At 66.2% G+C, this 21,899-nt stretch carries 17 protein-coding genes and 1 pseudogene; 8 read left to right on the top strand and 10 right to left on the bottom strand.

All coding sequences use genetic code 11. From position 1 onward, the window contains the following. Window positions 1-80: 80 nt before the first annotated feature. From HGB39_RS32415 to HGB39_RS32425, 3 genes are all read right to left on the bottom strand, one after another. Entirely contained in the window at window positions 81-581 is a 501-nt protein-coding gene (locus tag HGB39_RS32415) for a flavin reductase family protein (RefSeq protein WP_005254705.1), read from the bottom strand. Window positions 582-1,273: 692 nt separating this feature from the next. Further along, the gene (locus HGB39_RS32420) at window positions 1,274-2,011 is read right to left on the bottom strand and encodes an HpcH/HpaI aldolase family protein (RefSeq protein ID WP_043790379.1); all 738 of its coding nucleotides are present in this window, start codon (window positions 2,009-2,011) and stop codon (window positions 1,274-1,276) included. Window positions 2,012-2,510: 499 nt separating this feature from the next. Beyond that, entirely contained in the window at window positions 2,511-3,383 is an 873-nt protein-coding gene (locus tag HGB39_RS32425) for a fumarylacetoacetate hydrolase family protein (RefSeq protein ID WP_043790377.1), read from the bottom strand. 708 nt (window positions 3,384-4,091) lie between these two features. On the opposite strand from HGB39_RS32425, the gene HGB39_RS32430 reads away from it, so the two are divergent. Next, complete coding sequence (locus HGB39_RS32430; RefSeq protein WP_081276501.1) at window positions 4,092-5,474, top strand: MFS transporter; 1,383 nt, start codon at window positions 4,092-4,094, stop codon at window positions 5,472-5,474. A 189-nt stretch (window positions 5,475-5,663) separates the two neighbouring features. On the opposite strand, the gene HGB39_RS32435 is transcribed toward HGB39_RS32430, so the two are convergent. From HGB39_RS32435 to HGB39_RS32450, 4 genes are all read right to left on the bottom strand, one after another. After that, complete coding sequence (locus HGB39_RS32435; protein WP_005560678.1) at window positions 5,664-6,467, bottom strand: IclR family transcriptional regulator; 804 nt, start codon at window positions 6,465-6,467, stop codon at window positions 5,664-5,666. Window positions 6,468-6,614: 147 nt separating this feature from the next. After that, a complete protein-coding gene (locus HGB39_RS32440) occupies window positions 6,615-8,144 on the bottom strand; it encodes an aldehyde dehydrogenase (NADP(+)) (protein ID WP_064080177.1) in 1,530 nt (509 codons plus the stop codon). 65 nt (window positions 8,145-8,209) lie between these two features. Continuing rightward, window positions 8,210-8,710, bottom strand: a complete 501-nt coding sequence (locus HGB39_RS32445) for a flavin reductase family protein (protein WP_005572064.1) — start codon at window positions 8,708-8,710, stop codon at window positions 8,210-8,212. Between the two features lie 14 nt (window positions 8,711-8,724). Then, entirely contained in the window at window positions 8,725-10,080 is a 1,356-nt protein-coding gene (locus HGB39_RS32450) for a flavin monoamine oxidase family protein (RefSeq protein WP_005572065.1), read from the bottom strand. A gap of 549 nt (window positions 10,081-10,629) precedes the next feature. Here HGB39_RS32450 and HGB39_RS32455 point away from each other — a divergent pair. The 5 genes from HGB39_RS32455 to HGB39_RS32475 all read left to right on the top strand — a co-directional run bounded on the left by HGB39_RS32455 (window position 10,630) and on the right by HGB39_RS32475 (window position 15,910). Continuing rightward, on the top strand, window positions 10,630-11,967 hold the full coding sequence (locus HGB39_RS32455) for an MFS transporter (RefSeq protein ID WP_005572067.1): 1,338 nt from the start codon (window positions 10,630-10,632) through the stop codon (window positions 11,965-11,967). Window positions 11,968-12,085: 118 nt separating this feature from the next. Next, window positions 12,086-13,360 (top strand): bifunctional 3,4-dihydroxy-2-butanone-4-phosphate synthase/GTP cyclohydrolase II, encoded by a 1,275-nt coding sequence (locus HGB39_RS32460; RefSeq protein ID WP_005567986.1) that lies wholly within the window; start codon window positions 12,086-12,088, stop codon window positions 13,358-13,360. Between the two features lie 85 nt (window positions 13,361-13,445). Then, entirely contained in the window at window positions 13,446-13,874 is a 429-nt protein-coding gene (locus tag HGB39_RS32465; RefSeq protein WP_005567984.1) for a RidA family protein, read from the top strand. A 34-nt stretch (window positions 13,875-13,908) separates the two neighbouring features. Then, the gene (locus HGB39_RS32470; RefSeq protein WP_005567982.1) at window positions 13,909-14,673 is read left to right on the top strand and encodes an SDR family NAD(P)-dependent oxidoreductase; all 765 of its coding nucleotides are present in this window, start codon (window positions 13,909-13,911) and stop codon (window positions 14,671-14,673) included. A 43-nt stretch (window positions 14,674-14,716) separates the two neighbouring features. Next, window positions 14,717-15,910: an NAD(P)-dependent malic enzyme gene (locus HGB39_RS32475; RefSeq protein WP_005567980.1), complete on the top strand. Its 1,194-nt coding sequence runs from the start codon at window positions 14,717-14,719 to the stop codon at window positions 15,908-15,910. A 258-nt stretch (window positions 15,911-16,168) separates the two neighbouring features. On the opposite strand, the gene HGB39_RS32480 is transcribed toward HGB39_RS32475, so the two are convergent. The 3 genes from HGB39_RS32480 to HGB39_RS32490 all read right to left on the bottom strand — a co-directional run bounded on the left by HGB39_RS32480 (window position 16,169) and on the right by HGB39_RS32490 (window position 19,068). Beyond that, window positions 16,169-16,462: a WhiB family transcriptional regulator gene (locus tag HGB39_RS32480; RefSeq protein WP_005264426.1), complete on the bottom strand. Its 294-nt coding sequence runs from the start codon at window positions 16,460-16,462 to the stop codon at window positions 16,169-16,171. Between the two features lie 379 nt (window positions 16,463-16,841). Further along, entirely contained in the window at window positions 16,842-17,636 is a 795-nt protein-coding gene (locus HGB39_RS32485; RefSeq protein ID WP_043790399.1) for a 2-keto-4-pentenoate hydratase, read from the bottom strand. Between the two features lie 46 nt (window positions 17,637-17,682). After that, window positions 17,683-19,068: an LLM class flavin-dependent oxidoreductase gene (locus HGB39_RS32490; protein ID WP_043790374.1), complete on the bottom strand. Its 1,386-nt coding sequence runs from the start codon at window positions 19,066-19,068 to the stop codon at window positions 17,683-17,685. A 263-nt stretch (window positions 19,069-19,331) separates the two neighbouring features. Between HGB39_RS32490 and HGB39_RS32495 the strand changes: the two are divergent. Together HGB39_RS32495 and HGB39_RS32500 are read left to right on the top strand one after the other, a co-directional pair. After that, window positions 19,332-20,296: pseudogene (locus HGB39_RS32495) on the top strand (quinone oxidoreductase family protein). A gap of 77 nt (window positions 20,297-20,373) precedes the next feature. Beyond that, complete coding sequence (locus HGB39_RS32500) at window positions 20,374-21,864, top strand: PucR family transcriptional regulator (protein WP_043790372.1); 1,491 nt, start codon at window positions 20,374-20,376, stop codon at window positions 21,862-21,864. Window positions 21,865-21,899 lie beyond the last annotated feature (35 nt).

Genomic DNA, 21,899 nt, shown 5'->3' on the forward strand with positions numbered 1-21,899 from the left:
GGTTTTCCCAATCGTTTAAATCTGCTCGCGCCGAATCCTTTTCGACCCAGCTGAGGTCATGCCCAGGTTGTGAGTGTGGGTCAGGCGGCGGTGAGTTCCCGGATTCCGCCGAGTCGGCCCTGGTGGAAGACGAGGGGTTCGCCGTGTCCGGTGTCCATCTGCAGGACCCGGGCGATGACGATGACGTGGTCGCCGCCGTCGAGTTCGTGGGTGACCTCGCAGTCGACGAAGGCGTGGGCCCCATTGATCCGGGGTGATCCAGCCTCGGAGAGGGACCAGTCGATGTCGGCGAACTTGTTGGGCTGCTTGCTCGAAAGTGCGCGGCAGACCGATTCCTGGCCGGCGGCGAGGACGCTGGCGCACAGTCGTCCGGCGGCGCGGACCTTGGGCCAGCTGGTGGAGGTGTGGGCGACGCTGAAGCTGACCAGCGGCGGGTCCAGGGACAGGGACTGGAAGGTGCCGACCACCAGGCCGCACGGGTATTCGGCGTCGGGGGTGATGCCGGAGAGGGCGACGACGCCGGTGGGCAGGTGGCCCATCACGGTGCGGTAGTGCGCCTGGTCGATGGTGACAGTGAGCATGGTGGCTCCTCTTCGGGTCATTTCGCTGACGACAGTCAGGTCAGAGCGAATGCGACTCAATTACGTTCATAATGTGAACGAACTGTTCAAACTGGTATCAGTATTGCGTCCTGGGTCACACTCTGTCAAGCGTGCAACGGTGACCGGTCCAACATCTGTGCGTCGGCGCCCACGCCGGTCCGTGACCGCCCGAGTGCGGGAACTATGTGCTCGAATCCATCTGCACCGCACGGTCGTGAATCTTCGCTCGCCAGTCGTCTCGGCTGCCATGGTGCTGGTGGCGACGCTTTTGCCGCTCAGGCTGCTGCGGGTGCAGGATTGCGCGAGGACTCGGGTGTTGTCGCGGCGCGCCAGGCATCGTGGTGGCGCCGGCCTGCCTGGGGGCGCGTCTGGCCTCCGTGGTGGTGGCTGATGAGGCTTGGCCCGAGGTGGCCTTGATGACCAAGGAGCCTATGTCACACCTTCAACCGAAACGTTCGGTATGTGACCATGCGCGGCGGGTGCTTTGGGACCCACTCGGCGTGAATCTTCCACCCCGCGCTAAGACGCGGGGGCAACGATCTCCACCACAATGTTCGTTCAGAAGTGAGAGCCTCTGACTGGTCGAGCTAGGCCGTGACCAGCTCACCGTCCGCATCGTCCTTGGCAGCACGCCGCCCCTTGGCGAGACGAGTGACATCGGCGAACAGATGTCAGAAGCGGGCACCTTGTGCAGCATTTGTGCCGCGGGCCAGCTTCAAGGCCGCCTGCGCTCCTTCATGAAGCAATTCGTAGTCCGCGGCGAGAGCTACGGTCCGGATTCCATTTTCGGCGCAGGACGCGACCATCTCCTGGCTTCCCCCGTAGGCAGCGACATCTAGTCCGTGACGAGTGCATGCCTCGGCGATTCTGCGAACGGCATCGAAGGTAGTTCCCCCCAGAACATCCGCGGCGGTACCGGCGAGGGACAGCGTGAGGTCTGCCGTACCGATGAGGATCCCGTCGAGTCCGGCCGTTGCGCAGATGTCGTCAGCTTCGGCCAGGCCGTTCGTGTCCTCGATCATCAGGTAGACCCGTTGAGGGGGTGCCGAGGCTGGGCGCAGTGCCGCCCGAACCGGGCCCCACGAGCGATGACCTTTGGGGGCGTAGCGGCAGTAACTCACTGCCTCGCGTGCTTGGGCGGCCGACCCGATCTGCGGCACGACGACGACGTCGGCCCCCATGTCGAGTGCCCAGTTGGCTTGCGCGTAGTTCGTCGCCTGCGTACGTACCCAGGCCTCAACGCCGGCACCCTGCACGGCTGAGAGCAAGGGCACGACGGAGCCTGTTCCGATTGCGCCGTGCTGCAAATCGATGACGGCCCAGTCGAATCCTGCTCGAACCATAAGTTCGGCAGCGAAGACGGAGTCGAGCGTCAACCAAGCGCCGAGCGAAGGCGAGGTCGAAGTCATTCTGTTGCACTCCATTCGATGGATCTATTGGGGACCGTCGGTGACCGCATTGCCACCCTCCTCCGTGCCAGCCGGCTGGGATGGAACGGGGAGCCAGGTCTTGCGCGGCCCCGTCGGCCAGCATGAAGTCGAAGTCGCAGCCTTGGTCGGCCTGCATGATGTGGTCGTGGACAATGTGGTCGTGGACCAGCCGCAGGTTTCCCTTCGAGGGGGGCGTCGGTGCGGTCGACGGGGTTCGTCCGTAGAACTCGTCGTCGTGTTGTTGATCCCGGCGGCAGCGACTTCGATCAACACCTCGCCCCGATCGGGTTGGGGAACAGCAACGTCGGTGCGGTACTCGAGCTTGTCGAGTCCTCCGTGGCCGGTCAGGAGAACTGCGGTCATGTCTTCCGGCAACAAGGTTGGCTCCTTCGGCATTTCTTGGGATGTGCTGCTCTGACTGTGGCGTTCGGCCTGCGAGAGCTCCGCGGTCTGTGAGAGTGCGCCGCCCGGCGCACCCTCACACCAGCGCGGCGACCGGTTCGCTGGAGGTGAAGGTCTGGACGAGTTCGCCGATATCGGTGATGCGACTACGCAGCACGTCACCGGGGCCCAAGAACCGCTGCGGTGTCCGGCCCACCCCCACACCGGCAGGCGTGCCGGTGAACACCACGTCGCCGGGGTAGAGCTCGAGGGTGTGCGACAAGTGCTCGATCAACGCCGGAACCGGGAAGATCATCTGTGCAGTGCGTCCGAACTGGACGAGTTCGCCGTTGATGCCGGCCTCGAGCGTGAGATCGTTCGGATCGTCGAATTCGTCGATCGTCACCAGCGCCGGTCCGATCGGGGCGAACCCGCGATGCGACTTGGCCAGGCTGAACTGCGGAACCGGTCCGGCCAACTGCCGGCCGCGGTCGGACAGATCCTGTCCGATGGACAACCCCGCGACGGACTCCCATGCCCGATCGGCCGGGATGTTGCGTCCACCCCGGCCGATCACGACCACGAGTTCGACCTCCCAGTCCACCGTCTCCGAGGGAAGAGACACCGTGGTGACCGGGCCGGAGATCGCCGAGGCGAATTTCGTGAAGATCACCGGCGACTCGGGCCGCTCCACCCCGGATTCCGCCGCGTGGTCGGCATAGTTCAATCCGACGGCGAACACCTGGCGCGGAGCCGGCACCGGCGCCCCGAGCCGACCCGGGTCGATTCCGCCGCATTGCGTCGGGGTGACCCGGTCGCGGTTACCCGTGTACCAGGTGACGAACTCCGCCCACCGCTCGTAAATCTTCTGCGGTTCGGCAGAAAAGTAGCCGTGGCTTTCCGCCTCGACATCGACGAGGCCGTTTCGCGTCGACACCTGTAGGCGGCCATCGAGATTGATCAACCGCACCTGAAACTCTCCCACTGTGTGCTCTGCGTGTTTCGATTCCGTCGACGGGGGACGCGATTGTCCGGCGAACCGTGACCTGTGCGCGCGGTTGTGGGGATCGCATCGACCCGCTGATCGAGCACCGATGTGCCGCGGCCGCTGACGGGTCGCGATTCCCCGGACCCGTCTGGACACCGTGAGCGCGTAGACGAGCCCGATCCGGTACCGCCGGCCGTTCCGTGCGCCGGTTGCACGTTCTGCGCGACCGCCAACGGATTCCTCACTATTTGAACAGTTCGTTCATTGTGCGTGGTTGATGATAGTGCGGTGTAGATCACAGCTTGTCAAGGCGGGGGCACGGCGCGGACGTCGCGGGGCCCGCGCAGGCAGTCGGCGCGTGGGGGCGCCCCGTTTGCGGCCGTCTCGAATTGCACAGCCGAAGTGCACCATTTGGGGATCGTGCCCGAGGTGGATCCTGCTCGACCTCGCGTCTGCCCTGGAAATGGCAGGTTCGTCGCAGTGGCGTGAAATGGGGTCTTGACGGGCCGTGAGGCCCATGTCACACTTTTGATCGTGACGTTCACTTATTGAACGTACGTGGTGTCGGTGATGGAACTTCGTTCTGCCGACGCACGTGAACACTTCATCCCCGCCTTTCCCCGCCCCGGACGGCATTCGCACCGTCCACGTCGGCTGTCATGTCGACGCGCACCAGCAAGGAGTGACCTGGTGACGATTACCAACACGGATTCCGTCGGAGAGTATGAGGACGGCCCCGTCGGCACGAAGGCCGACCAAGGTCCGGTCGACAAGAAGCGATTCCTGGTCAAGCTGACCGGTGTGATCGCCGGTGGCATGTTCATCGACGGCTACATCCTCGGCATCGTCGGCACCGTCATCGGTGCCATCACCCTCGATTTGGATATGTCGCTGTACTGGGAGGGGCTCATCGGCGCCTCCGCGCTCATCGGCATCTTCGTCGGCGGCCCTCTCGGCGGTTGGCTCGCCGACAAACTCGGCCGCAAGCCGCTGTTCGCGATCGACCTGGCGATCTTCATCCTCGGATCGGTTATGCAGTTCTTCGTCGACTCGGCCTGGCAACTGTTCGCCGTCCGATTACTGATGGGCATCGCGATCGGCGCCGACTACTCCGTCGGCTGGCCACTACTCTCCGAATTCGCCCCCCGGCGGTTGCGCGGCAAGCTGCTGGCCTACTGCGAGGTCGCCTGGTACGTCGGCTTCATGTTCGCCTTCGTCGCCGGCTTCCTGATGACCACCGTGTGGTCCCTCGACTGGCGGATCGTGCTCGGGTCGAGCACCGTTCCGGCAGTGATTCTGTTCCTGGCCAGGTTGGGTATGCCCGAATCGCCGCGTTGGCTGATGAACAAGGGCCGCACCGAAGAGGCAACCGAGATCGCCCACGCTTACCTCGAGGACCCGTCCGATGTCGTCGACATCGCCAACGAGGGCACCCGCAAGGGCACCTTCGGGATGCTGTTCTCCCCGGCCTACCGGCGGGCGACGATCTTCATCTCGGTCTTCTGGTTCTGCGCGGTGGCACCGTATTTCGCGATCGCCACGTTCGCCGCCAGCGTGCTGGAGGGCTACGGTCTCGGTGACGGACTCGTCGGCGCCATCGGGGTCAACGGCCTCGCCCTGGTCGGTGTCATGGTCTCGGTCCTGCTGATCGAACGCGTCGGCCGCCGGAAGCTGACCATCCCGCAGCAGTGGGTCTGCGCGGTGGTCCTGCTGATCATCGGATTGTGGTCGTCCGCGCCGCCCGCGGTGGTGCTGATCTGCTTCCTGGTCTTCGCGTTCGCCAACGCCATGTCCACCGCCCTGACCGGGGTCTACCCGGGCGAGATCTTCCCGACCGAGATCCGGGGCCTCGGCACCGGTTTCGCGACCGCGTTCAGCCGCGTCGGCGCCGGCCTGGGCACGTTCCTGCTGCCCTGGTCGATGCACAACCTCGGCGCCGGGATCACGATGCTCATCGCCGCCGGCATCTGCATCGTCGGCGCCTCGGTCTCCCAGGTCCTCGCCCCGGAAACGATGGGCCGCAACCTCAGCGAAACCTCGGCCCCGCGCGGCGGTCAGCCCGCGCGAACGTGACCGATTCGCCTTCTCGCGGGCGATCGCGGGATGGCGAGAACGTGGGCGCAGCCCCGGAAACCGGAGTCCGTACCAGGGCTCCGGTCTTCCGGTGCGTGCACGCGAATTGCCGATCCCCGAAACCTCGGAGGAGGGGTCCCGGCCGCAGATCGGTGCTGCGGCCGCCGGGTTCCGGAGCCCGAGGAGGGATTATTCGCCGGCCGAGTCCTGCCAGAACACGTCGACGAGGCGGTCGACGATGGCCTGCATCTGCTGGAGCGCTTCGGGGATGCGGTCGCGCCCGAAGCGGTAGCGGGGGCTGTTGAGGGTCAAGATCGCCACCAGCGTGCCCGAGGAGTCCCGCACCGGCCGCGACAACGAAATCAGCTCCTCTTCGAGTTCGTTGTCGATGATGCCGAACCCCTGCTCGCGGACCTGGTCGAGTTCCCTGAGCAGAACGGCACGATCGGTGATGGTGTGGGAGGTAAAGGCCTCGAGCTTCTCGGGCAGCAGCGCGAGCACCTTGTCCAGCGGCATCTCGGCGAGCAGCACCTTGCCGGTGGAGCTGGCGTGCAGCGGATATTGTTGGCCGACCATGTGCGATGACATGCGGCTCATGATCCCGACCACGTGCGACCCGGCGGCCTCGGCGACCAGGTCCAGGCCGTCGTGCGAATTCGGCACCGACAGCGTCACCGATTCGTTGAACTTGTCGGCCAACTCCTGAAGCAGCGGTTGTGCGCGCGCAACGAGGCCGGCGTAGGGGTCGGCGCGCCGTCCGAGGCGAGCCATTTCCCAGCCGAGGATGTAGTTGTTGTCGATTCGGTCCACGAGCCCGGTGCGTTCGAGGCTGTAGAGCAGACGGAACGCGGTGGGCCGGGAGATCCCGACCCCCTTCGCGAGCGTGGTCACGGTGGCGCCGGTGCGCGGGTGCGCGGCCAACTCCCGTAGCAGCCGAACCGCTTTGGTCACCGACTTGTTCGTCATCTCCGTCGGTTCGGGTACTTCGTTCATGCCACCCCTTTGTCGTGTCGGTGCGCACCCACATCCTTCGGGTAACGCGCTTCCACGACCACTCTACCGCCCCGGCGTTCATATAGTGAACGCCAGGGCGGTACGGGGTGGCGAAATATCGAGCGCATACCGTGCGCTCGCCGATGGTCAGGACTGGGCGCGGCCCCAAGTGGACGATTCGCCGGCGGCATTGACCGTACGGGGGATCTCGAGCGGGTTGCGTTCCTGAATCGGTGCGGGCAGGAGCACCTCCGGGGCGTCCTGGTAGGTGACCGGGCGCAGGAATCGACGGATCGCGGTGGTGCCCACCGAGGTATGCGAGACCGCGGTGGTGGCGGGGTAGGGACCGCCGTGGTGCTGGGCAGGGGTGACCGCCACGCCCGTCGGCCAGCCGTTGAACACCAGTCGACCGGCGCGGGTGGCGGCGATCCGGGTGATCCTGCGGAGCTGGTCGCGTTCGTCGGGGGTCGGTTCGGTGCGGGTGTGCACAGTCACGGTCAGAGTGCCGTCGACACCGTTCAGGACTCGGTTCACCTCGTCCTCGGTGCCGTACTCCGCGATGATCGCGGCGGGGCCGAAACTCTCCTCGAGCAGCGTGTCCGCCTGGGCGACCAACTGCTCGGCGGTCGTGCGTAGCAGCGTCGGAGTGACCTCGGGTACCCCACTCTCGCCGGTCGAGGCGGTGCCCTTGACGAGGACCTCGACGCCGGGTGCCGCGGCGGCCTCCTCGATCCGATGGTGGTAACCCTCGGCGATCTTCGCGGTGAGCATCCGCGCCGCGGGCACCTGCTGGGCGAGGGCGGTGATCTGCTCGGTGACCGGCGATCCGGCAGGCACCAGCAGGATGCCGGGTTTGGTGCAGAACTGTCCGGCTCCGAGGGTGAACGAATCGACGAAGCCGGACGCGATCGCCTCGGCACGCTCGTCGAGTGCACCGGCGGTGACGACGGCCGGGTTGACGCTGCCGAGTTCACCGAAGAAGGGGATCGGGTTGGGTCGGGCGGCGGCGATGTCGAACAGGGCACGGCCACCGGCGACCGACCCGGTGAAGGCGGCAGCGGCGATCCGCGGGTCCTCGAGGGCTCGGGTGCCGGCCCGGAAACCGCTGATCAGCGCAAACGTGCCGTCAGGGGCGCCGGCCGCGGACAGTGCCCCGGCGACGACCTCGGCGGTGGCGGCGGAGGTGCGGGGGTGGCCGGGATGGGCCTTGAGCACCACCGGGCAGCCGGCCGCCAGCGCGGAGGCGGTGTCGGTGCCGGCGACGGAGAACGCGAAGGGGAAGTTGCTGGCGGCGAAGACCAGGACCGGTCCCACGGGGATCTGGTACCGGCGCAGGTCCGGGCGGGCGCCGAGAACGAAGTCGGGATCTGCGCGGTCGATGATCACGTCCAGGAAGGTGCCGTCGATCAGTTCCTCGGCGAACATCCGCAACTGCACGCAGGTGCGGTTCAGTTCACCGCTCAACCGGGCCTGGGGAAGCCCGGTTTCGCTGATGGCCTCGGCGACCAGCCCGTCCGCGTGCGCCTCGAGGGCGTCGGCGATCGCGACGAGCACAGCGGCGCGACTGTGGGGGGTGCGGTCCTCCCAGAGCGGTGCGGCGGCAGCCGCGGCGTCGAGGAGACGGTCGAGCTGTGCGTCGGTGGTGTCCTGCTCTATCGAATGAGTGGTGTCAGTCATGAAGTGCGAAATCCTTTTCTGAATTCGAGGCTCGCGCCGGGGTGCGGCGCAGCCGGGGTTGTGGGTCAGGCGGCGGTGAGTTGCCGGATTCCGCCGAGTCGGCCCTGATGGAAAACGAGGGGCTCGCCGTGGCCGGCGTCCATCTGCAACACCCGAGCGATGACGATGACATGGTCGCCACCGTCGAGTTCATGCGTGACCTCGCAGTCGACGAACGCATGCGCCCCGTCGATCCGCGGCGATCCGGCCTCCGACAGCGACCACTCGACGTCCTCGAACTTGTTCGGCTGCTTGCTCGACAAGGCGCGGCACACCGACTCCTGGCCCGCTGCCAGCACACTGGCACACAACCGTCCGGCGGCGCGGACCTTCGGCCAACTGGTGGAGGTGTGCGCGACACTGAAGCTGACCAACGGCGGATCCAGCGACAACGACTGGAAGGTGCCGACCACCAGCCCGCACGGGAACTCGGGGTCCACGCCGATGCCCGACAGGGCGACCACGCCGGTGGGCAGGTTCCCCATCACGTTGCGGTAGTGCGCCTGGTCGATGGTGGAAGCAAACATGAGAGGGCTCCTTGTCAGATCGTGGTGCCGGACCCGGCAGCGGCGCGGGCGGAGTGGTCGGGGTGCAATTCGGCGGCGATGGCGCGTGCGGCGCGCAATGCGCTCTCGATGGCGCCGTCGATGAATCCGGCCCATAGGTTCGCGATGTCACTGCTCGCGAAATGCAGGACGCCTTCGGTAGCTTGCTGCGCGCCCAGGTAACGAGTGACCTGGTTCGGGCGGTTCATCATCCAGGTCTCCTGCGAGTACGGATCGCTCATCCAGTCGTGTCCGGTCACCTCGAGGACATCGAGATCGTCACGCCAGACGGTCAGTGCCTGCTGGACTGCGTCGCGGTCGTTCGGATCCAGCCGTGTCGAGTCGGCGCCGAAACCCACCAGGACCGCGTCGTCGTCGCCGAGGTATTCGGTGCGCACGACCGACAGCGGATGAGCGGCGGAGGAGTACCCGAAGAACGGGGCGATCGGACCGCGCACCCGGATCCAGCACTTGACGCCGCGTGAAGCCGCCTTCTCCTTGCTTGCGGCGAGCTTGCCGTCGTTGAGCGGTGGGGTGATGTCGAGGTCGCCGAGGATGTTCTGCGGCACGGTCAGCACCACGCGGTGCGCCGTGATCACCTGACCGTCGGCCAGATGCACGTGCGCGCGTTCGGCGTCGTGTTCGATGCGGGAGATCTCCGCGCCGGTGCGCAGTTCCGCGGTGGTGTCGTCGGCGATCGCCGCCACCAGGGACTGGGTGCCGTCGGCAAGGCGGAATACTGCCGACGCCTCGTGCATCAAATGCCACGAGCCGGCGGCGGCAGCGGTCCACCGCAGGGCGGTGGTGAAGGCTCCCTCGGTGAGGGGTCCGTTGAAGTGTCCGACCCAGGCCGCCTCGTTCGCCTGGTATTCGTCCTCGCTCAGCTGTAACCGGTCGAGCATGTCCTGCACGCTGTACCGGTCGATGTCGGCGAGCTCGGGCGCGGTGGTCGGCATGTCGGGGCGGGGGATGATTCGCATGGTGTCGGCGAGCATTCGGCGCATGCCGGGATCGATCAGTGCCATGAATTGATCGAGCGTGCCGGTGCGCACCTGGTCGCCGGCGAGCCAGTACGCCTGCTCCGCGCGGGGGCCGCGGGTCACCTCGAGTCCGTATCGGGTGATCTCGGCCCACACGTGCGGCTGCACCCAGTGCATCCAGGTGCCGCCGATCTCGAGGTCCCGGCCGAGGCGGTGGTCGGTCCACACCCTCCCGCCGAGCCGCGCACGCGCCTCGAGCACGACCACACGCAGTCCGGTGCGGGACAGCTCCCGGGCGGTGATCAGTCCGGCGATGCCGCCACCGACCACGACGACGTCGGCCTCTCGATGCTGGTGGGCGCTGTCTGCCATTGCCTCTCCTTAACGCCGGGAACTCAGGTGAGGGATCATCGCCCTCCGAACGCCTATCGTTCACAAATTGAACGTCTCGTTCAAAATTGCTGGTATTGATCCTGAGCCGTAGGTCACAATCTGTCAAGAGTTTCGGCCGCCCGGCGTGCGGCCGATCGGGTTTACGACTGCCGACGGGTGGCTTCGCGCCGCGACCGCGCGGCGCCAGGCGTTGCCGACCTGCGGCAAGGGTGTCGAATTCGCACCCGACGACAGGCCGAGGCGCGAGCCGCTCTTGACGGGCCTTGAGTCCCATGTCACAATTTTGACCACATCGTTCAGTTTATGAACACGTGGCGTGGCTGAGCTGCAGCGCCCTACCGATAGAGCCCATCCCAACGACCCGCAGTCGCCGGTGATCCCTCGGATTCCGCGGCCGTGCACCACTTCACGAAGGTTGTGACATCACGTGCGAACATCTGCTTCCCGCCTATCCGCCACTGCGCACGGTGATTGCCCACCGTCGTCGGTCGTGATCGCCACGTCGACGCGCACGAGCGAGGAGGGCTGATGACCATCACGAACAACTACCCCGTGAACATTGACGAGCAGTCAGTCGACAAGAAGCGCTTCCTGGTCAAGCTGACCGGTGTGATCGCCGGCGGCATGTTCATCGACGGCTACATTCTCGGCATCATCGGCACCGTCATCGGGGCCATCACCCTCGATCTCGGCATGTCGCTGTTCTGGGAGGGGCTGATCGGGGCGTCCGCGCTGATCGGCATCTTCATCGGCGGCCCCCTCGGTGGCTGGCTCGCGGACAAACTCGGTCGCAAGCCGCTGTTCACGATCGACCTGGTGATCTTCACCGTTGGTTCGGTACTGCAGTTCTTCGTCGACTCGACGTGGCAACTGTTCCTGGTCCGGCTGCTGATGGGCGTCGCGATCGGCGCCGACTACTCGGTCGGTTGGCCACTGCTCGCCGAATTCGCTCCTGCCCGTCTGCGTGGCCGGTTGATGGCCTGCAACGAGGTCGCCTGGTATTTCGGATTCATGACGGCCTTTATCGCCGGCTTCCTGATGACCGCCGTATGGTCTCTCGACTGGCGCATCGTGCTCGGCTCGAGCACTCTGCCCGCCGTCATCCTGCTCCTGGCCCGATTGGGTATGCCCGAATCCCCGCGCTGGCTGATGAACAAGGGCCGAACCGAAGAGGCAACCGAGATCGCCCATACGTATCTCGAAGACCCCGCCGACGTCCTCGACATCACCAACGAGCAAACCCGCAAGGGCACGTTCGGGATGTTGTTCTCCCCGGCCTACCGGCGCGCGACGATCTTCATCTCCGTCTTCTGGTTCTGCGTGGTGGCACCGTACTTCGCCATCGCCACCTTCGCAGCCAGCGTGCTCGCCGACTACGGTCTCGGGGACGGACTCGTCGGTGCCCTGGGGGTCAACGGCCTCGCCCTGGCCGGTGTGGTGGTCTCGGTCCTGCTCATCGAACGCGTGGGCCGGCGAAACCTGACCATTCCGCAGCAGTGGGTCTGCGCCGCGGTCCTGGCCGCCATCGGGCTGTGGACCTCTGCACCGCCGGTACTGGTGCTCATCGGCTTCCTGGTCTTCGCATTCGCCAACGCGATGTGCACCGCGCTGACCGGTGTCTACCCGGGCGAGATCTTCCCGACCGAGATCCGGGGCCTCGGCACCGGTTTCGCGACCGCGTTCAGCCGTGTCGGCGCCGGCCTGGGCACGTTCCTGCTGCCGTGGTCGATGCACAACCTCGGCGCGGGGATCACGATGCTCATCGCCGCCGGCATCTGCGTCGTCGGCGCCTCGGTCTCCCAGGTCCTCGCCCCGGAAACGATGGGCCGCAGTCTCAGCGAAACCTCCGCTCCGCACCAGCGGTAAACCCCACAATCCCGAGCGCGGAGTCGTCGGGCCGACAACGATGTCAGCCCGCGACTCCGCCTCGACCCAGAACGTCCCACCACACTCCGTGTGTTCGCCAAGGAAGGAGCCAGCGATCATGTCGACCATCTCGGACGCGGTCACCGCACTGGCAAACAAGGGAATGGTCCTCGTCGTCGACGACGAGGACCGCGAGAACGAGGGCGACCTGATCATGGCCGCCGAATACGCGAGCACCGATGCGGTCGCGTTCTTCCTCGAACACACATCCGGGTTTCTCTGCGTCGCCATCGACGACGCCCGCGCCGACAAGCTCGGCCTCGACCTGATGGTCCCCGACAACACCGAAGCCCACAAAACTGCATTCCTGATCAGCGTCGACTACCGGCACGGCACCACCACGGGAATCAGCGCGGGCGATCGCGGTGCCACCATCCGGGCCCTGGCCGACCCCGCCCTGCACTCCGCCGATCTCGCCCGGCCCGGTCACGTGATGCCGCTACTCGCGAAGCCCGGAGGTGTCCTCGAGCGCCCGGGGCACACCGAAGCCGGAGTCGACCTATGCCGCATGGCCGGGCTCAGCGGCGCCGCCCTGCTCTGTGAGATCGTCACCCCCGACCGGCGCGAGATGATGCGCCGCGACGACCTCGAACAACTCGCCGCACAACACTCGATCCCGATGATCTCCATCGCCGAACTGCGTGCCTGGCGCTCACGCACCGATGGAATGTGGCGCTCACGCACCGAGCGCACGGTGACACCGCTGCGCCACAACGCCGCCCGCTCCGAGAACACCGTCCTGCGGTCCGGGCGCAGCACCCTGCCGACCGAGGTCGGCACGTTCGACGCGCTCGCCTATCAAGCACCCGGCGACGGCGTCGAGCACATGGCCCTGGTGATGGGCGACGTTGCCGCCGTCGACGCCCCGCTGGTCCGGCTGCACAGCGAATGCATCACCGGTGACCTCGCCGGCTCCCTGCGCTGCGACTGCGGCCCCCAGTTCCGATCCGCCATGAGCGCGATCGCCGAGGCCGGCGCCGGCGTCCTGATCTATCTGCGCGGACACGAGGGCCGCGGTATCGGCCTGGGTCACAAACTGCGCGCCTACGAACTCCAGCAACACGAGGGCCTCGACACCATCGACGCCAACGTCAGCCTCGGCCTGCCGGTCGACAGCCGCGACTACCGCGTCGCCTGCGAAATCCTCGACGACCTGGGGGTGGGCGGAGTGCGGCTGATGACGAACAACCCCGACAAGGTTCGGGCCCTGGGCGATCACGGCATCACCGTCGCCGAACAAATCCCACACGAGTCCTCACCGACCGCCTACAACCGCTCCTACCTGACCACCAAACGCGACCGCATGGGGCACACCCTGCAACGGCTCGGCTGACAACCCGTCACCCGACGAAGGCTGCGCCACACCTCACCCACCCCGGGTCCCGTACCGGGACCTGAACCGAAAGGACGACCAGTCGATGACGACCACCGAGAACATCGTCGAAACCCGTCCCGCCCCCTTCACCTGGGCACAGTCCGCCCAGTACAGCCAGGGCGCCAAGGCCGGGGAGCTGGTGTTCACGTCCGGTCAGGCCGGCTACGACGACGCCGGCAACCTCGTCGACGGCGGCTTCGAAGCCCAGGCCCGCCAGGTGTTCCGCAACATCGAAAAGATCCTCCACCAGCACGGCGCCTCGATGTCGTCGGTGGTCAAGCTGACCGCCTACCTGGGCAACCGCGACGACTTCGACGCATTCAAGAAGGTCCGCGCCGAATTCTTCTCCAGCCCATACCCGGCGGTGACCGCGGTACAGAACTCGTTCCTCGTCGAGGGCATGCTCTTCGAAGCGGACGCCGTCGCCGTGGCCGGTGCCCAGCGGGTACTCGCCGACACCGACGCACGCTGACGATCGAGGTATCCCAGAAGGACGGACTATCCTGGTGGACTCCATTCCGCTGAACCCGCAGACTCCAGCCAATCGAGCCAAACTGGCTCTAGTCACCGGTGTCGAACATCCTGAGGGCGCCTATGCTGCCCGCACTCTCGGCACTCACGGATTCGACGTCATCGCACACAGCTTCACCCCGGAGGCGGCCGAGCGGATCACCCACGACATCACCGGCTTCGGTGGCCACGCGACCGCCGCCGTCGCCGATCTCACCATCCAATGGGAGGTCGACCGGCTTTTCACCGGCATCGAAGACACCCACGGCCAGATCGACACCGTCATTCACGCCGCCTGGATCCCCGGACCCGAATCCACCGGCATGCCGCTCCAGTCGATCCACCCCCACGACTGGGACCGATTCCTCCACGCTCACCTGCGGATGCTGTTCACAACCGTGCGCCGGGCGATGCAGTCGATGAGTGACCGCAACCGCGCAGGATCCATCGTCACCGTCGTCGGCGTGGACCGATCAGCCGCTGACACACGGGAATCCACCCTGGCCCGTCAGGTGATAGACGGCGCGATCGAGGCCTTCACCGCCGCCGCGGCACACGACATCAGCGCGCGAACCGTACAGGTCAACACCATCCGTTTGATCGACGAACTCCCCTCGCCCGAATTCGCCGACCAGCACATCACACCTGATTTCGACACTGCCCTCGTCTTTCTCGCCGACCCTGCCCACCACAGCTGGTCCGGCAAGGTGCTCTCTGCACCTGCACCTGCACCCGCGGTCCGGTTCGCCGCCGTGCACTGAATCCCACCACCGAGTCCCGCCCACCACCTTTGGAGTAACAGCCGTGACTGTCGTGTCCGAACCCACCACACCGCAGAAGGTCGAGCTGACGGCGGAGGAGATCTTCGCCGGGCATCTCGGCGGCAAATTGTCCGTCGAACTGACCGCCCCGCTCGATACGCAGCGTGATCTGTCCATCGCCTACACGCCCGGTGTCGCGCAGGTGTCCCGCGCCATCGCCGCCGACGAAACCCTCGCCGACCGCTACACCTGGACCAGCCGCCTCGTGGTCGTCGTCTCCGACGGCTCCGCGGTGCTCGGCCTCGGGGACATCGGCCCCCGCGCCTCCCTGCCCGTGATGGAGGGCAAGTCCGCCCTGTTCAAGAACTTCGCGGGCCTGAACTCGATCCCGCTGGTCCTCGACACCAAGGACCCCGACGAGATCGTCGAAACCCTGATCCGGCTGCGCCCGAGTTTCGGTGCGGTCAATTTGGAGGACATCTCCGCGCCGCGCTGCTTCGAGATCGAACAGCGCGTCATCGAGGCCCTGGACTGCCCGGTCATGCACGACGACCAGCACGGCACCGCCATCGTCGTCCTGGCCGCCCTCAAGGGTGCGGTCAAGGTCCAGGACCGCGACCTCCACCAGTTGCGGGTGGTCATCTCCGGCGCCGGCGCCGCCGGTGTCGCCTGCGCGAACATCCTGCTCGCCGCCGGGATCGCCGACGTGACGGTCCTCGACTCCAAGGGCATCGTCTCCGCCGACCGCAAGGACCTGAACGAGGTCAAGGTCGACCTGGCCGCGCGCACCAACCCGGCCGGCCGCCGCGGCGGCACCGCCGAAGCCCTCAACGGCGCGGACGTGTTCCTCGGGGTGTCCGCCGGAACCGTGCCGGAGGAGCTGATCGCGACGATGGCCAAGGATTCGATCGTGTTCGCGTTGTCGAACCCGGACCCGGAGATCCACCCGGACATCGCCCGCAAGCATGCGGCGATCGTGGCCACCGGACGCTCGGACTTCCCGAACCAGATCAACAATGTACTTGCCTTCCCCGGTGTGTTCCGGGGTGCGCTCGATGCCGGTGCCCGCCGGATCACCGAAGGCATGAAGCTCGCCGCCGCCGAGGCAATCCTCTCGGTCGTCGGTGACGAGCTGACTGTGGACAAGATCGTTCCCAGCCCGCTCGATCCTCGCGTCGCCCCCGCTGTCGCGGAGGCAGTCGCCGCCGCTGCTCGTGCAGAAGGCGTCACCGACTAGCGAGAATCCACCCGAGCACCCCGTCCGCGAACCCGCACCCAGGTTCCGCGGACGGGGTGCTCGGCGTGTCCGGTCCGAAACTGGCCGAGTCCCGGTCAGGTGTGGACCGCAGACTTCGACAGGGGAACAGTCTGATTCGTCGGTGACCCGAGATACCGGTCGCGGCGGGGCCGATCCTGCCCGCCGTTACGGATATTCCACCGGTACTCGTGTTCATCACTGATCGACACGGATGGTTCAGCGGCGCGGTGGCGGATGTCAGCGGGCAAGCCGCTGGGTGTGCCGTCGGCCGAGGCGGGCGCGTTCGGTCTCGGACATGCCGCCCCAGATGCCGTAACGTTCTGCGGCGGTAAGGGCGTGCTTGCGGCATTGCGGGAGCACGGGGCAGTCCTGACAGATCTGTTTGGCGCGACGTTCGCGCCGTGCGCGAATGGTTCGCTGTTCGTGATCGTCGGGTGTGAAGAACATGTCGGTGTCGGTGCCGCGGCACGATCCCTCATGTCGCCAGTCCCAGCCCGGTGGACGGTCGGATGGATGCTCAATAATGTTCATTCGGTTTCTCGGGGTCGACGGTGCGTGGGTCCGAAGCCGCGCGAGGGTCGGCGGAGTGCGCCGACCGACGGCATCGGCAGTCCTACGACAAACGCACCGCCGTAACCGGCAGTCAGGCGTGGCCGGGTACGGCGGTGCGTCGCACGTGGAGAGCGGGTGCCTGACGCCGACACATCAGGTCAGGCACCCGCGCAGTTCGTTCAGTCAAGAAGGCGCTCCTGATTCCTGAACGAACGTGTTGCCGCGGGGGAATGCTCTCCCCGCGAAGATTTCTCGTGGACCGACTCGACGGTGCACAGCGTTTCCGTCGAGGGGTGCCGCTCGCCTGAACGATCCCGAAGGGTGTTCGTAGTGGGGTCGATCAGGCAAGACGGGGGGGTCAGTTGGTGGCAGTGGAAACGTCGAACTCGATGGCGCCGAAGCCTTCGTACTCACCGACCCAGCGGCCGGCCTGGTTCATGGGCACTGCCTGCAGGCAACTGCCGGGGAGGATGACCTGGCCGGCCTGGAACTCGACGTCGTAGGCAGCAAGGCGGTTGACCAGCCAGGCGACCGCGGCGAGGGGATTGCCGAGGATGTTGCGGGTGTTGCCGGTGATGACCTCGCGCCCGTTGAAATGCAGGGAGCCGCGCATGTCGCGGAGGGTCAGGTCGGTGATGCGGCGGGGGGTGCCGCCGAGGATGACCGCTCCGGTGGATCCGTTGTCAGCCAGCGTGTCCGGAAGGTCGATGGCCCAGTTCTGGACACGGGAGTCGATGATCTCGATGGCGGGCACCGCGTAGTCGATGGCGTTGATGACATCGGCGACCGTGACGTTGGGTCCGCGCAGACTGCTCTTCAGCACGAAGGCGGGTTCGAGTTCGACGAACGGCTCGATGTAGTTTTCCCGTTCGAGGGTGGTGCCTTCGTAGGCGAAGATGCTGGCCAGCAAGAATCCGTAATCGGGCTGGCCGAGGCCGAAGGCTTCCTGCATGACCTTCGCGATGTTGCCGAGCTTGTACCCGACCAGGCGGTCACCTCCTGCGATCGCGTGCTCGACGTTGATGCGCTGGACGGCGAAGGCGGAGTCCGCGTCGAGGGCGGGCCAGGTCTTGGTCGGTGCGGTGATCGGTGCACCGTTCACACGTGCGGTCCGTAGGGTGGTCGCGACATCGTGGAGTTCGGTGGTCTGCATGGGTGTCCTTTTTCCGGTCGGTGAGGTCACGTCGGGGTGACCGATATCAGACGGCTTCGACGGTGCGGTTGCCGAGGCGGAGACCGGGGTGATCGTCGCGAAGCCGGACGGCACCCTTGCCGTACAGCTTTTCGCGCAGGGTCGAGCCTTCGTATTCGCTCCACACGGTGCCGCGGCGCTGCAGCTCGGGGACGACCAGTTCGATGAAGTCCGCCATGTCCTGGTACTTGACCGCGTGCCCGAAGTTGTAGCCGGCGATACCGGTTTCGTCCATCCACCGGGTCAGCTCGTCGGCGACGGTGGTGGGGGAGCCGACGATGGTGGGGCCGGTGCCGCCGATACCGATGAATTCGGCGATGTCGCGCGGGGTCCACTCCTTGTCCGGATCCATCTTCGAGAACAAGTCGACCATGGTCTGCCCGGCGTTGGTCTTGACGTGCTTGAGCGGCACGTCGGGGTCGAACTGGGACATGTCCAATCCCGTCCAGCCGCTGTAGCGGGCCATCGCCCCGGCGTAGCTGACCAGCTTGCGGTAGCTCTCGTACTTCGCGTGGGCTTGTTCGTCGGTCGGTGCGCAGACAACGTTGAGCATCTGCAGGACCTTGACGTTCTGCGGGTCACGGCCGGCCTCGGCGGCGAGGGTGCGCAGGCTGTCGACCTGCTTCTTCAGCGCGGGGATGGACACGGCGTTGACGAACACCGCCTCGGCGCTGGCGGCCGCGAGGGCGCGACCCTTGGAGGAGCCGCCGGCCTGGAAGATCACCGGGGTGCGCTGCGGGGACGGCTCGCACAGCGCGAAGCCGGGAACGGAGAAGTACTTGCCCTCGTGCTCGATGTTGTGCACCCGGCTCGGATCGATGTACATGCCGCGCTCGGCGTCGCGGACGACCGCGTCGTCCTGCCAGGATCCTTCCCACAGCTTGTAGCAGACCTCGAGGTACTCGGCGGCCATGTCGTACCGCTCGTCGTGCGGAACCTGCTGTCCGGTACCGAGATTGCGGGCGGCGCTGTCGGAGTAGGAGGTCACCAGGTTCCAGCCGACGCGGCCGTCGGTGAGGTGGTCGAGGGTGCTGAACTTGCGGGCCAGCGCGTACGGGTGCTCGTACGAGGTCGACCCGGTCAACCCGAATCCGAGGTTCTTCGTCACCGCGGCCATCGCGGAAACGGCCATGAACGGATCCTGCGCGGGAATCTGCGCGGCGTCGGCGAGGGCCGCGTCGGCGGTGCCCTCGTAGATGTCGTGGTAGCCGACGTTGTCGGCGAAGAAGATGCCGTCGAATCGGGCCTCTTCGAGCAGCTTGGCGTACTCGGTCCAGTAGGCGAGGTTCGTGTAGTTCGCGCCCTGATCCTTCGGATGCCGCCAGAGGCCGGCCGACAGGTGCGCCGGGCCCTGGTAGTCGAAAGCGAAAAGTCGCATGCGCTGAGACGCCATTGTCTATCTCCGTTCACTTTATGAACACCTAGTTCATGTGTTGAACACCACTGTAAGAGGTGAAATGTGCGGGCGTCAATACCTCATTTCGTGCACCGCCGGGATCGGTGCCACGGCTTTCACCGCCCGGAAAGTGCGGCGGAGGCGTGCGCTCTTCGCGGCGCAGGCCGAAGAGGCCTCTCCAGCGCGACGAAGAAGTCACCGAGCGAAAATCACCCCTTGGTCGGTGTGTTCAATTTCGGAACAGCGTGTAGACATAGCCCATGCGCGCAATTCAGGTCGCCCGCCTCGGCCACCCCGAAGTCCTCGAACTCACCGAGATTCCCGATCCCGAGCCCGGGCCAACCGATCTTCTCGTCCGAACCGACGCGATCGGCGTCAACTTCATCGACACCTACTTCCGGACCGGCGTGTACCCGTACCCACTGCCGTACGTTCCCGGCGACGAGGGTCCGGCGTCGTCGAGGCCGTCGGCGCCGATGTCCGCGACTTCGCCCCCGGCGACCGCGTCGCCTGGTGCGGCGCGACGGACAACTACGCCGAAAAGGTGGTGGTGCCCAACGAAATCGCGATCGCGGTGCCGGACGGCGTTCCTGCGCCGCAGGCGGCGTTCGCACTGGCGCAGGGACTGACCGCCCACTACCTGGCGTACTCGACGTACCCGGTGCAGTCCGGCGACACCGTGCTGGTCCACGCCGGTGCCGGTGGAGTGGGACTGCTGCTGACCCAACTCGCGACGAAACTCGGTGCGCGAGTGATCACCACCGTCTCGTCGGACGCGAAGGAGAAGTTGTCGTGGGAGGCCGGCGCGGTCGAGATGCTCCGCTACGACGACGACATCGCCGCTCGGGTACGCGAACTCACCGACGGCGAGGGTGTCGCCGCCGCCTACGACGGTGTGGGCGCAGCTACCTTCGACGCGAGCCTCGCCTCCGTTCGGATCCGTGGCACCCTCGCACTCTTCGGCGCGGCGAGCGGCCTGGTGCCGCCGTTCGACCCGCAGCGGCTCAATCCCGCAGGTTCGCTATTCCTCACTCGTCCCACCCTCGCGCACTACGTCCGCACCCGCGAGGAACTGACATGGCGGGCAGGAGAAGTGTTCGGGGCCATCGCGGACGGTTCGCTGACCGTCCGTGTCGGCGCTCAGTACCCGATCGAACGCGCCGCCGACGCGCACCGGGACCTGGAGGACCGGAAGACGACCGGTTCCGTCGTGCTCATCCCCTGACGGGCGGCCGAGGAGTCATACGGACGTATAATTCTGCCGGCGATGTTTGTACCGGCGTGAGATACCGGGAGTGATTCGTGTCGAACCTGACAATCGGCGACTTGGTAGCCATGAGGCAACTTGCGTGTAGCGTGGTCGCCGGCGAGGCCGGTGCAGGACGGACTGTGGTGTGGGCGCACGTGTGCGAGTTGCCCGATCCGTGGAACTGGCTCAGTGCCGACGACCTACTGTTGACCACCGGGATGAGCCTGCCGGCAGCGGCTGACGGACAGACGCAGTTCATTCGACGTCTCAGCGAGGCAGGTTTGGCCGGTATCGCGATCGGCGACGACCTGCAAGCACCCCCGCTCACGCCAGACATGCTCTCCGAAGCCGACGACCTGAGCTTCCCCGTTCTGTCGGTCGGTCATGCCACACCCTTTGCGGCGATCGGCCGCACCGTCGCCATCGCAGCCCAGAGCGTCCAGGTCAGTCGAATCGCCCGCCTGAGCCGGCTCTATGACGCTACGCACGCGGCGCCAGAGGACGAGACATCGCTGCTCGATCGACTGTCGGCGGAACTCGGACACCAACTCCATGTCGTTGATGTCGAGCTCGGAAGCGAGGTGCTCCGTGATGCACATCCGCTGGACGACGAACTCGTCGATCAGCTTCGCACCTGCGTCGACGGCCGCCTCGACCGTCTTCCGCCGAGAATGGCGATCGAGACCGGTGCCGGAACCACGGCGACGGCATTCCCCCTCGCCACCCACCGCAAGTGCATGCTCGTCGCGGCCGGGAACACCGACCTCGAAGTCGATGCCTTCGTGCTGCTACACGCTCAGAGTCTGGTCGGCGTGGAAGTAGAGCGCGTGACCCGCGAACGCGAACGCACCGATACCGTGCGGGCGGAGCTGCTCGAGCACATGATCACCGGATCGATCAGCGCGGATGCCGCCACCCCTCGGCTCGGGCAACTGGGATTGGCCGATACGGACTGGTGCGTCATCGGATTCGACGCCACTCACCTCCAGACCGCTCGCACGCTCATCGGAGACCGTGGATTCCCCTACCTGTCGTGTTCCGCGGGGGAGGAGGGCTATCTGATGGTCCCCAGCGCCGACGCCGACCTAGCGGCGGATCTCCTCGACCACCACATCGATTCGATGGGCATGTCGGCACGGAACGCGACGTCTGGGCGTGTGCCGGACAGCGTTCGTCAGGCCCGGTGGGCTCTCCAGGCCGCGCGTGCGGCCGGCGGCGGTCTCGCGGAGTATTCGACCGCGGCACCCCTGTTTCTTCCCCGCACATTGACCGAAGCACATTTCGCGACGCGGGCAGTGCTGGGGAAGGTCATCGATTACGACGCGGCCAATCACAGTGATCTCATCGAGACTCTCGATGTATTCCTGTCCATGGACCGAAACTGGTCGGCAACTGCGGAAAAGCTTGTCATTCATCGTCAGACACTCGGATACCGACTTCGCAAGATCGAGGGTCTGACCGGCCGGAGCGTGAAGAGCTCCGCCGACATCGCCGACTTCTGGATGGCACTGATCACCCGCCGGATCAGTACCGGCCAGAACTGACCCTCGTAGCGCCCATTACAGCGCACTACGGCCCA

This window comes from Rhodococcus opacus, assembly GCF_012396235.1.
GTDB lineage: Bacteria > Actinomycetota > Actinomycetes > Mycobacteriales > Mycobacteriaceae > Rhodococcus_F > Rhodococcus_F opacus.